General features: G+C 70.2%; 12 protein-coding genes. 7 read left to right on the top strand and 5 right to left on the bottom strand.

Annotation, left to right across the window (positions count from 1 at the left end; translation table 11 throughout):
- Positions 1-65 precede the first annotated feature (65 nt).
- Positions 66-680 carry an ABC transporter gene (locus OOK07_RS19825; protein ID WP_406313339.1) on the top strand — a complete coding sequence of 205 codons (615 nt, stop codon included), beginning with the start codon at positions 66-68 and terminating at the stop codon, positions 678-680.
- Between the two features lie 346 nt (positions 681-1,026).
- Here the strand turns inward: OOK07_RS19825 and mshD are convergent, their stop codons facing one another.
- Positions 1,027-2,004 (bottom strand): mycothiol synthase, encoded by a 978-nt coding sequence (mshD, locus tag OOK07_RS19820; RefSeq protein WP_266797725.1) that lies wholly within the window; start codon positions 2,002-2,004, stop codon positions 1,027-1,029.
- 158 nt (positions 2,005-2,162) lie between these two features.
- Between mshD and OOK07_RS19815 the strand changes: the two genes are divergently transcribed.
- From OOK07_RS19815 to OOK07_RS19800, 4 genes are all read left to right on the top strand, one after another.
- A complete protein-coding gene (locus OOK07_RS19815; protein WP_266797723.1) occupies positions 2,163-3,965 on the top strand; it encodes a bifunctional metallophosphatase/5'-nucleotidase in 1,803 nt (600 codons plus the stop codon).
- A 58-nt stretch (positions 3,966-4,023) separates the two neighbouring features.
- Positions 4,024-5,346, top strand: coding sequence for an LmeA family phospholipid-binding protein (locus OOK07_RS19810; protein WP_266797721.1), 1,323 nt, complete (start codon positions 4,024-4,026; stop codon positions 5,344-5,346).
- A 434-nt stretch (positions 5,347-5,780) separates the two neighbouring features.
- On the top strand, positions 5,781-6,068 hold the full coding sequence (locus tag OOK07_RS19805) for a hypothetical protein (protein WP_266682154.1): 288 nt from the start codon (positions 5,781-5,783) through the stop codon (positions 6,066-6,068).
- Complete coding sequence (locus OOK07_RS19800; RefSeq protein ID WP_266682152.1) at positions 6,065-6,463, top strand: PIN domain-containing protein; 399 nt, start codon at positions 6,065-6,067, stop codon at positions 6,461-6,463. Before OOK07_RS19805 ends, OOK07_RS19800 begins: the two co-directional genes overlap by 4 nt.
- Positions 6,464-6,538: 75 nt before the next feature.
- Here the strand turns inward: OOK07_RS19800 and OOK07_RS19795 are convergent, their stop codons facing one another.
- Positions 6,539-6,850: a hypothetical protein gene (locus tag OOK07_RS19795; RefSeq protein ID WP_266682150.1), complete on the bottom strand. Its 312-nt coding sequence runs from the start codon at positions 6,848-6,850 to the stop codon at positions 6,539-6,541.
- Positions 6,847-7,182, bottom strand: a complete 336-nt coding sequence (locus tag OOK07_RS19790) for a hypothetical protein (RefSeq protein WP_266682148.1) — start codon at positions 7,180-7,182, stop codon at positions 6,847-6,849. Before OOK07_RS19790 ends, OOK07_RS19795 begins: the two co-directional genes overlap by 4 nt.
- A 184-nt stretch (positions 7,183-7,366) precedes the next feature.
- Here OOK07_RS19790 and OOK07_RS19785 point away from each other — a divergent pair, with 184 nt between their 5' ends.
- Together OOK07_RS19785 and OOK07_RS19780 are read left to right on the top strand one after the other, a co-directional pair.
- Positions 7,367-8,200 (top strand): helix-turn-helix domain-containing protein, encoded by an 834-nt coding sequence (locus OOK07_RS19785; RefSeq protein WP_266797719.1) that lies wholly within the window; start codon positions 7,367-7,369, stop codon positions 8,198-8,200.
- Positions 8,197-8,418, top strand: coding sequence for a DUF397 domain-containing protein (locus OOK07_RS19780; RefSeq protein ID WP_266797718.1), 222 nt, complete (start codon positions 8,197-8,199; stop codon positions 8,416-8,418). Before OOK07_RS19785 ends, OOK07_RS19780 begins: the two co-directional genes overlap by 4 nt.
- Here the strand turns inward: OOK07_RS19780 and OOK07_RS19775 are convergent.
- On the bottom strand, positions 8,415-9,866 hold the full coding sequence (locus tag OOK07_RS19775) for a HAMP domain-containing sensor histidine kinase (protein ID WP_266797717.1): 1,452 nt from the start codon (positions 9,864-9,866) through the stop codon (positions 8,415-8,417). The genes OOK07_RS19780 and OOK07_RS19775 overlap by 4 nt on opposite strands.
- Positions 9,863-10,600, bottom strand: a complete 738-nt coding sequence (locus tag OOK07_RS19770) for a response regulator transcription factor (protein WP_266682140.1) — start codon at positions 10,598-10,600, stop codon at positions 9,863-9,865. The genes OOK07_RS19775 and OOK07_RS19770 overlap by 4 nt, the downstream gene beginning before the upstream one ends.
- Between the last annotated feature and the right edge of the window lie 22 nt (positions 10,601-10,622).

Below are 10,622 nucleotides of genomic sequence, written 5' to 3'. Positions count from 1 at the left end.
GCGGATCGGTGCGGGTGACAAGGGAGTTGGCGTTCCCCGTCCTGCGGACCCTGCCGTGGCGGGCGATGGCGGCGGGCGGCGGGCTCGGGCTGGTGATCGCCGGGGTGCAGCGGTTGGCGGGTGGTGAGCCCGACGCGTGGCCCACCCTCGTCCTGCTGCGCTCCGCGATCCTCGCGCACGCCCTGGGGCTGGCGTTCCTGCTGGACGACCCGGCCCGGCACACCACCGCCACGGTGCCGGTCCGCCGCCCCCTGCGCACCACCCTGCGGCTGGGCTACGCCGTCGCGCTCACCGCACTGTGGTGGACGGCCCTGCTCCTCCTCGTCCCCTCGGAGGTACGTCCCCCGCTCGGCGGCATCACCCTGGAGGCAGCCACGGCCTGCGTACTGGCGCCGGCCGCCGGCGCGCTCGCGGTACGCCTGACGGACGAGCCCCGGCCGGGCCCCTCGGTGGCCGCGACCGTGCTGTTCACAGCCGTGATCGCACCTCTGTCGATGCCCGACCGCTGGGCCCTGTTCGTCTCGGCGCAGGACGACCGGTGGGGGGCAGCGCACACCCGGTGGGCATGGCTGCTGGCGGGGTCGATGACGGCGCTGGCCCTGTCCATGCCGGAGCCCCTACGAGGACGGCCTCTGCCTTTCCGGCGCGGGCCAGCTTCATCCAGCCGGGCCGGCGTTTGAGGACGAGGCCGGCATTCTTCAGCCCGTCCGGCGTTTGAGGACGAGGCCGCAGGCCGACGGGGGGTCTGGGGGCGCAGCCCCCAGGGACGCGCACCGGCACACCCCCGCAAGCAGCCGCAGGCACCGGCACACCCCCGCAAGCAGCCGCAGGCACCGGCACACCCCCGCAAGCAGCCGCAGGCACCGGCACACCCCCGCAAGCAGCCGCAGGCACCGGCACACCCCCGCAAGCAGCCGCAGGCACCGGCACACCCCCGCAAGCAGCCGCAGGCACCGGCACACCCCCGCATCCAGCCGCAGGCACTGCCAGGCACCCGGCACGACACACCGCAAAACCGCCGAACGCTCACGTCTCCGTGCGGTACATAAGGTCCGTCTCGTACGTCACGAACCCCAGCCGCTCGTACACGGCGACAGCCGCCTTGTTGTCGGCGTCGACGTACAGCATCACCGCAGGCAACCCCTGCCCCTCCAAATGCCGCAGCCCGATCGTGGTCAGCGCCTTGCCCAGCCCCCCACCCTGCACACCCGGCCGCACACCGAGCACGTACACCTCACCCAGCTGCTCGGCCGCATGCACCTTCGTCCAGTGGAAGCCGACGAGTTCGTCCCCGCGGAAGGCGAGGAAGAAGCCGGCCGGGTCGAACCAGGGCTCGGCCCTGCGGTCGTCGAGGTCGCGCTGGGTGAGGGAGCCCTGCTCGGGATGGTGGGCGAAGGCGGCGGCGTTCACGGCGAGCCAGGCGGAGTCGTCGGCGCCGGGGACGAACGTACGGACCGTGACGCCGGCCGGGAGAACCGGCTCGGGCAGGTTCAGGTCCGTCAACGACCGCCGCATCTGGCGCAGTTCGCGAAAGAGCGTGAGCCCCAGGACCTGCGCGAGATGCCGTGCCGCCGCGTGCCCGCCGTGCGCCCACACCCGCAGCCGCTTGCCGGAGGCGGCGAGCAGCGCCGAGCCCAGCGCCCGCCCGTGCCCGTGCCCGCGGTACGCCGGGTGGACGACCAGCTCGGCGGCCGGTGCCTCGACCGGGTCGGTGTCCTCCAGCTGCGCGTAGCCGACGAGTTCGTCCTCGACGCGGAGCAGCAGATGGGACACTCCATCGCGCTCTCCCGCCCGTCGCCCACCACCGCCCCCGAACGAGTCGCTTCGCGACGCCATGTGATGGCGCAGCTGCAGCCGCCCCTGTTCGGACACCGCCTGCTGGCCGTCCTCCCGGGCGGCGTCGGCGAGCAGTGAGAGCACGGCCTCGGTCTGCTCCGGAGAGAGCACGGAGTAGGTCTCGATGGAGCGGGTCCGGCCGGGCCGGGCGGTGTCGTCGCTGGTCATGCGTACGAGGGTAAGGGGACCGCCCCGCAAAGTGGGGGTCAAGGGAGGGGTAAAGGGAAACCAGGTTGTCATCACGAATCCCTTTTCACGCTACGCGCGTTGACCCTAGGCTGCGCCGGACGGGGGACCACTTCCTCAGCAGACCCACAGGGGGGCGCATGCCAGCCACTTCCCAGCCGAACCAGCGCCGCAGACGGACGTACCGTCTCGTGGCCGCGGCCGCCGGACTCGCCACCGCCGGAGCACTCGCCGCCGCGCTTCCGGCGGACGCGCACGAGTCGAAGGGCGGCGGCCACCACCGCCCGAGCCGCTACCAGGACGTACAGCTGCTCTCCTTCAACGACCTGCACGGCAACCTGGAGCCGCCGTCGGGTTCGTCCGGCCGCGTGAGCGAACTGCAGGCCGACGGCACGACGAAGACCATCGACGCGGGCGGTGTCGAGTACCTCGCGACCCATCTGCGCGAGGCCCGCAAGGGCAAGGCGTACTCCGTCACCGCGGCCGGCGGCGACATGGTCGGCGCCTCCCCGCTGATCTCGGGCCTCTTCCACGACGAGCCCACCATCGAGGCGCTGAACAAGCTCGACCTGGACGTCACGAGCGTCGGCAACCACGAGTTCGACGAGGGCGCGAAGGAACTGGCCCGGCTGCAGAACGGCGGCTGCCACCCCAAGGACGGCTGCTACACGGACAAGAAGTTCAGGGGCGCCGACTTCCCGTACCTGGCCGCCAACGTCCTCGACGAGAAGACGAACAAGCCGATCCTCAAGCCCTACTGGGTGTGGAAGAAGAAGGACGTCAAGATCGGGTTCATCGGCGTGACGCTGGAGGACACCCCGGGTGTCGTCTCCGCCGACGGAGTCAAGGGCCTGAAGTTCAAGGACGAGGTCGAGACGATCAACAAGTACGCCAAGGTGCTGCAGAAGCAGGGCGTGAAGTCGATCGTCGCGCTCATCCACGAGGGCGGCTTCCCCGCCTCGGGGTCGTACAACTACGACTGCGACTCCCCGGGCGCGGGCAGCGGCATCTCCGGCCCGATCGTCGACATCGCCAAGAACATCACGCCGTCGGTGGACGCCCTGGTCACCGGCCACACCCACAACGCGTACGTGTGCACGATCCCCGACCCGGCGGGCAGGCCCCGCATGGTCACCTCGGCCGCGTCCTTCGGCCGTCTCTACACGGACACCACACTCACGTACGACCGTCTCACCGGTGACATCGCCCGTACGTCGGTGAAGTCGGCTAACCACGTGGTCACCCGGACCGTCGCCAAGGCGCCGGACATGACCCGGCTGATCGACAAGTGGAACACCCTCGCGGCCCCCATCGGCAACCGCGCGATCGGCTACATCTCCGCCGACGTCCCGAACACCGGCACCGAGTCCCCGATGGGCGACCTGATCGCCGACGCGCAGCTCGCGTACGGCAAGGAACTCGACCCGGAGACCGACCTCGCGCTGATGAACCCGGGCGGTGTGCGGGCGGGACTGACCTACGCGGCCAAGGGCGCCGAGGGCGACGGTGTCGTCACCTACGCCGAGGGCTTCACGGTCCAGCCGTTCTCCAACACCGTGAACCTGCAGAACCTCACCGGCGCCCAGATCATCCAGGTGCTCAAGGAGCAGGTGAGCGGTGCGAACGCCGCGGCGCCGAAGATCCTTCAGCCGTCGTCGGGGCTGACGTACACGCTGGACCTGACGAAGACCGGCGCGGACCGTGTGGTGACGGACTCCGTCAAGCTCAACGGCGCCGCCATCGACCCGGCCGCCACCTACCGTGTCGCCACCAACAGCTTCCTCGCGGGCGGCGGCGACGGATTCACGACGCTGGGGCAGGGTACGAACGACCTGGTCGGTACCGATGACCTCGCGGCGCTGCAGCAGTACCTGACGGCCAACTCGTCGGCGACGAACCCGATCGCGCCGCCGGCCGCCGACCGGATCACGATGGTGAGCTAGATCGCATACCCCGGGTTCAGGTTGCGGGTGGGGGGCGTTCGCATGGTCGGATGTGACGATGCGTGCCCCCCACCACATATCGACGCATCCCTATCGAAACCCCTACGAAGAACTGGGCGACCTCGACGACGGCCCGCTGGAGGAGTTCCTCCACGAGGACGTCGACGAGGGCGCGGCCGCCCGGGCCTCGGGCGTACCGGCATTGGGCGTACGGGCCTGGGACCTCCAGGCAACGGACGTACAGGCAACGGACGTACAGACACCGGTCGTGGCGGAAGAGGCCCAGGACGGTGATGCCGCCTGGGCTCCGCCCAACCACCGGCGAAGCGGCCGCCGCCGCAGGCGCGGCCGCTTCGCCGGCCTGCCGCTCGCGCTGAAGGCCGTGGCGGGACTCGTCGTCCTCGCCGCCTTCCTCACCCTCGCCGACCGCTGGGCGCTGCTGTACGCCGAGCGCCGCGCGGCGGACTCGCTCAAGGACCGGATGCGGCTGAGCGCGGCGCCCGAAGTGGAGATCAGCGGCTTCCCCTTCGTCACCCAACTCGCCGACGGCCGACTGGAGTCGGTGAAGGTGACCGTGCCGGACGTCGCGGCCGACCGGGTCTCCCTGGCCAAGGTGACGGCGACCGCGCACGACGTACTCCTCGACGCCCCCGACGGTCCGACCTCCGTACGGGGTGCGGCCATTCCCCGGCTCGACGGCGACGTACTGCTCTCCTTCGACGACCTGAACCGCGAACTCGGCGCCTCCCAGGTCACGTTCACCGGACACGGCCGCGACCGGGTGCTCGCCCGCGGCACGCTTCCGGTGGCCGGACATGACCTGCGCCTTCGGGCGGACGCTCGTATCAGCCGGGACGGCGACCGCTCCATCGCCACGCGGATCGGCGGAATGCGGCTGGACATCGGGGACCTGGCGACCTACCGGCCCGGCACCGGCGCCTCCGAGGGACTGCATCTGACCCGCGGCTCCGCCGCGCGCCTGGCGCGCGAGACGAGCAAGGCGAAGGCGTTGTTCTCGGTTCCATCGGTGGTACGGCGGCTCGGCGTGCCCGACTCCGCGGTGCGCGCGGCCCTGCGCTCCGACGCCGAGCTGGCGCGGGTGACCGGCTCGCCCCGCTTCGTCCACCGGGCCATGCGGCTCAACCTGATCGACCTGGCCCTGGAGCACCCCGCACTGCTCAAGCGCCTCGGCTTCGACCCGGCCCTGCTGGACGCCCTGCCCCGGCTCACCCGCCCCGTCCTGGCCGACCGGCTGTCCCTGGGCTTCAGCCTGCCCTCGCCGCACCACGGTGAACTGCGGCTTCGGGACGTACGGGTGGAGAAGGACGGGATCAGGGTGCGGATCCAGGGCTCGGGCCTGGCGGTGGGCCGGTCCCGTTGACGCCGGTCAGAACCGGCGCGGGTCGCTCGCCGTCGGCGGGTGGTTCACCGATTTCGCCGGAAGCGGCAGCTGGGAGTGCTTCGGGCCGTGACGACGGCCGGTCGCCCCGGCACGGCTCCTCGCACCGCCCTTCTCCGCCGGACTGCACCGCGCACACTCGGCGAGCTACGGCTGCCAGTCGTCGAGGTGCGGGAGCCGGACGCGGCGGCCCTCCATGTCGTAGAGATGAGCGAGCCGGTACTCGCGCTCCACACCGCTTTCGTCCACCGACGGTTTCCCTCCCCGGGCGCGCCGAACAGGTGCGCGGCTGGGAAGGGAGTAGGACCGCTCGCTGTGGGCCCTTGCGGCGGGTCGGGAAGCGGTCGGCGCCACGATCGGATGACGTGGGCGCCGTGACCGAGCCAAAGGGTCTGTGGTGGAACTATGGTGGCACTATGGCAGAGACGACGACCATTCAGGTGTCCCGGCAGGCCCGTGACCATCTCGCCCAGGTCGCCAAGGAGCGGGGTACGACGCTGGGGCAGCTCGTCGAGCAGCTGGCGTCCGAGCAGCCGACGGCGGAGCAGATCGCGGAGCGGGTGGCGACCACCCGCAAGGCGCTGCGTGAACGCATGGGCTGCACGCTCACCGACGAGGAGTTCGACAACGGGCCGGATGTCCTGGCCAACATCTACGCGATGGCTGCGGAGAAGGCGCGGGCGCTCGGCGGGCACGCTACGTGATCATCCTCGACACGAGTGCGGCTTTCGCACTCGCTCACGGGCACCAGGCACTGCACCGCTTGGCGGACAACGTTGCGCGCACGCCCGGTGACTGGCTGCGTGTTCCGGCGCTTTGCCTCATGAAGGCCGAGGAGAAGGACGCGGGCGTCGGAGCCGACTTGCTCGCGTTGCCGGGAATCCATATCGACCCGCTCGGTCAGACAGCAGCCGTGACGGTGGGCGGAATGGTGCGTGACGGGTGGGGTGGGGCTGACACTTGCCACGTCGTCTTCGTGGCCACGCCGCATCTGGAGACCGGAGGCATGTCCATCATCCTGACGGGACGCGAGGACGACTATCCTCCGGGCTTCCTCACGGTCGACATCGACTCCCCTGGAATGCTCGGCTTCCACTGACGCCGGACATCGGAAGCCGATGGCGGGGCGGGACCACCACACAGGTGGTGGTCCCGCCCCGCCATCACCGTGACGTCACCCGCCGTAGCGGTGGACCCGCCGGCCTCGACTGGCCGCGACCCGAAGGACGTCCTCCAGGGACTCGGCCGCCCTGGTGAGTGCGAAGCGCACCGCTCGTTCACCCGCCTTCGGATCGGCGAGTACGGCCCTGGATCCCGTGAGTACCTGTTCCCCGGAGTCCAGTTGAGCCGCTTCCACGTCGTCGGCCAGCAGGGACAGCTTGCTGCCGCCCCCGTCGGTGCTGAGGTAACAGGGTTTGCCTTCGGGGGTGGTCCAGGGAAGCAGCCGCAACTGCTCAAGCGTGGGGATCTCCTCGGCCGCGCTCATGCGGACACCGCCACTCCGTGAATGCGCCGAGGGCCTACGTCGATGCCGTGCACGGCGAGCCACAGGGCCTGACGGCGCCTGCGTCGGAGGCGGCGTTCGCGGCGCTCGTCGTGGGTGAGGAGGTAGGGGCGTACGAGGTGGGTGTCCTGCTCGAACGGGCCTACGTCGGCGGGGTGGTCGAGTCGCGCGGACGTGGCCGCGGCAGGAGCGAACGGTCGCTCTCCGCCGAGCGGTTGGGCCGGCCCGGCTCGGTGTCGGCCGTGGGCGGGCAGCAGCGCGTGCACGATTGCGAGCGGTAGCGACTCGCAGAGTCCCGCGATACGTTCCCTCATGTCGGCACTCCTTCGAAGCGTCGGCCACGCCCCCGGACCGAGCAGCATCGGTCGCGGGGGTTTTGGCGTGGCGGCGGTTCTGACGAGCGGTGATTACCGTTCGTGTCTCGATCGTCACTGCTCGCGCGTACGCTGCGGAAGAGGGCTGGCGTTGTCTGGGCGCCAGACAACGGCGAGGGGTGACATGAGCGAACTCGTTGACGGGGAACGGGAGTCGAGGCGTGCCGAGCTTGGGCGGACGCTGCATTTCCTGCGGGAGAAGGCGGGCAAGACGCTGGCGCAGTTGTCGGCGGACACGTCGTACGACAAGAGCTATCTCTTCCGTTTGGAGAAGGGGGAGCGGCTCTCGAAGCGGGCGGTCATGGAGGACCTGGACAGCTACTACGAGTCCGGTGACCTGCTCGTTCGCCTGTGGCGGGACGCACGCAGTGAAGTCGTCAAGGACAAGTACAAGGCGTTCATGGACCTGGAGGCGACGGCTCGGGTCATGTGGATGTTTCAGCTGAGGGTGCCGGGACTGTTGCAGACCGAGGACTACGCCCGCGCTGTGTTGTCGGGGTTGTCCGGAGCCCAGACAACGGCTGGCAACGGCGATGAAATCGAAGAGCAGGTGGCCCTGCGCATGGGACGGCAGGAGCTGCTGTACCGCGAACCGACGCCGAGCGTGCGCGTGATCCTGGACGAGGGGGCCCTGCGGCGGCCGGTTCCCGACGCGAAGGTGTGGAGGAACCAGCTGTCGCATCTGGTGGATGCGGCGGAACTTCCGGATGTCGCGCTGCAGGTACTGCCCTTCACTGCTGGGGTGCACGACCTCATGGACAGCCACCTCTGGCTCTTTTGGCAGCGCGTCGGAGACCCCGTTGCCTATGTGGAGGGCAACGGCTTCGGCGAACTGATCGAAGATCCAGACAAGGTGTTGTCCTTCCGCTTGTCCTACGATCGCGTCAGGGACGTGGCTCTGACTCCGGTGGAGTCGACGGCGTTCATCAAACGCCTTCTGGAGGAGTACAGATCATGAACGGGATCCCCGACCTCACGAATGCTGCGTGGCGCAAGTCGTCCTACAGCGACGGGGGCGGCACGAACTGCGTCGAGGTCGCCGACGGCCACCCCGGCGTGGTTCCCGTCCGGGACAGCAAGGCCCCGGCGTCCAACCCGCTGCTCTTCTCGGCCGCCTCCTGGTCCGTGTTCGTGGACGGGGTCAAGGGCGAAGGGGCAGGGAGCCTGACCGGCTAAGGCATCTCCGGCGGGGGCGTGGGCGCCCCCGGCAGCCGCACCGTCGCGACCGTGCCGCCACCGTCCGCACGGGCCAGGCCGACCTCGCCGCCCGCCTGCTCCACTGTGCGGGCCACGATGGACAGACCGAGCCCCGATCCCGACAGGGCGCGCGCGCTCGGCGAGCGCCAGAAGCGGTCGAAGACGTAGGGGAGTTCGTCGGCGGGGATGCCGGGGCCGTGGTCCCGGACGGTCAGGATGCCGCTGCCGAGCTCCACCTCGACCGTGCCGCCCTCCGGGCTGAACTTCACCGCGTTGTCGAGGATGTTGACGATGGCCCGCTCCAGCGCGGACGGCTCCGCCCGTACGTACCAGGGCTGGAGGTCGGCGTTGATCGTGAGCTCCGGTCCGCGGAGCCGGGCGCGGCGCAGCGCGGCCTCGACGGTGTCTTCGAGCGAGACAACCTGCACCCGTTCGCCCCGCTGCCCCTCCGACCGCGACAGCTCCTGCAAGTCGCCGATCAGGGCGGCCAGTTCGGTCATCTGCGCCTTCACCGACGCGAGGAGCGCCTTCCGGTCGGCCGGGGGGATCGGGCGGCCGGTCTCCTCGCTGCGGGCGAGGAGTTCGATGTTGGTACGGAGGGAGGTCAGGGGGGTGCGGAGTTCGTGACCGGCGTCGGCGATGAGCTGTTGTTGCAGGTCGCGGGAGCTGGCCAGGGAAGCGGTCATCGAGTTGAAGGAACGGGAGAGACGGGCCACCTCGTCCTCGGCGTCGTCCTCGACGGGGATGCGGATGCCCAAGTCCTCGGTGCGGGCCACGTGTTCGACGGCCTCGGTGAGCTTGTCGACGGGGCGGAGGCCCGCGCGGGCGACCGCGAGCCCGGCGGCTCCGGCACCGAGGACTCCGACGCCGGAGACGAGCAGAAGGACCAGAGCCAGGTCGTTGAGGGTCTTCTTGGTCTCTTCGAGGGGCACTCCAACCATCAGCGCGACGCCGGGATAGGCCTGAGCATCGGGGCCGAAGCCCAGCATGAGGGGGGTGGTGCGCACGCGTACGTCTTGGCCGCGCGTGTCCGTGCTGTTGCGGAAGACTCGCACCCCCGGCTCGGGGTCGTCCGCCATCTTCTGGTCCTGGGCGGTGGTCTTCACGACACCTGCGGAATCACCGAAGACGCAGACTGTGCCGTCCGCCTTCACCACCTGCGCGTAGTAGTCCCGGGGGCGCATGCTTCCGGACGACCCGGTCGCGGTCTTCGGACAACTGGTCAGCAGAACCGTGAGGTCCTCCTGGGACAGCCTGATGTTGGCATTGCTGAGCTGGTTGTCCACCTGCTCGTACAACTTCCCCTGCACGATGAACCAACAGGTGACCGAAACCGCCGCCACCCCGAACGCCACAGCGGCAGCGACGAGCATCGCCAGCCGCGAGCGAATCGGCAGTGTCTGGAAGCGGCGTAGAACCCTCTTCACTCCGCGCCGCCCTGCCGCAGGACGTACCCCACGCCCCGTACCGTGTGCACGAGCCGAGGCTCGCCCCCCGCCTCCGTCTTGCGGCGCAGGTACATGACGTACACGTCCAGGGAGTTGGAGCTCGGCTCGAAGTCGAAGCCCCAGACCGCCTTCAGGATCTGCTCACGCGTGAGGACCTGGCGCGGGTGGGCCATGAACATCTCCAGGAGCGTGAACTCCGTGCGGGTCAGCTCCACCAGCCGCCCGCCCCGCGTCACCTCCCGTGTCGCCAGATCCATCCGCAGGTCGCCGAAGCTCAGTGCCTCGTCCTCCTGGATCGCCCCGGCGGCCGCTGCCGCCGCATACGAGCTGCGCCGCAGCAGCGCACGGACGCGGGCGAACAGTTCGTCCAGCTCGAAGGGCTTGACCAGGTAGTCGTCGGCCCCCGCGTCCAGCCCCGTCACCCGGTCGCCGACCGTGTCCCGTGCCGTCAGCATCAGGATCGGCGTCGTCGTCCCGGCCCCTCGCATACGGCGCGCGGCGGTCAGGCCGTCCATGCGCGGCATCTGGATGTCGAGGACGACCAGGTCGGGCTGGTACGCGGTCGTCTTCTCCAGGGCGTCCGCGCCGTCCACGGCGACCTCGGTGTCGTATCCCTCGAAGGCGAGGCTGCGCCGGAGTGCCTCGCGCACGGCCGGCTCATCGTCGACGATCAGGATGCGCTGCGGGTCACGGTCGCCATCGGCGGGGCTCATGGGCTTCGGATTCCTCGGGTGC

Origin of the sequence: Streptomyces sp. NBC_00078, from assembly GCF_026343335.1 — a bacterium.
GTDB lineage: Bacteria > Actinomycetota > Actinomycetes > Streptomycetales > Streptomycetaceae > Streptomyces.
The sequence above is the reverse complement of the archived record's forward strand: the minus strand, read 5'-3'. Positions and strand labels throughout refer to the sequence as shown.

Coding starts and splice junctions, on each gene's coding strand:
- mshD (WP_266797725.1), bottom strand. CDS start 2,004: ATGACCAGCGACGACACCGCCCGGCCCGGCCGGACCCGCTCCATCGAG.
- OOK07_RS19795 (WP_266682150.1), bottom strand. CDS start 6,850: ATGAGCGCGGCCGAGGAGATCCCCACGCTTGAGCAGTTGCGGCTGCTT.
- OOK07_RS19815 (WP_266797723.1), top strand. CDS start 2,163: ATGCCAGCCACTTCCCAGCCGAACCAGCGCCGCAGACGGACGTACCGT.
- OOK07_RS19805 (WP_266682154.1), top strand. CDS start 5,781: ATGGCAGAGACGACGACCATTCAGGTGTCCCGGCAGGCCCGTGACCAT.
- OOK07_RS19785 (WP_266797719.1), top strand. CDS start 7,367: ATGAGCGAACTCGTTGACGGGGAACGGGAGTCGAGGCGTGCCGAGCTT.
- OOK07_RS19790 (WP_266682148.1), bottom strand. CDS start 7,182: ATGAGGGAACGTATCGCGGGACTCTGCGAGTCGCTACCGCTCGCAATC.
- OOK07_RS19770 (WP_266682140.1), bottom strand. CDS start 10,600: ATGAGCCCCGCCGATGGCGACCGTGACCCGCAGCGCATCCTGATCGTC.
- OOK07_RS19780 (WP_266797718.1), top strand. CDS start 8,197: ATGAACGGGATCCCCGACCTCACGAATGCTGCGTGGCGCAAGTCGTCC.
- OOK07_RS19810 (WP_266797721.1), top strand. CDS start 4,024: ATGCGTGCCCCCCACCACATATCGACGCATCCCTATCGAAACCCCTAC.
- OOK07_RS19825 (WP_406313339.1), top strand. CDS start 66: ATGGCGGCGGGCGGCGGGCTCGGGCTGGTGATCGCCGGGGTGCAGCGG.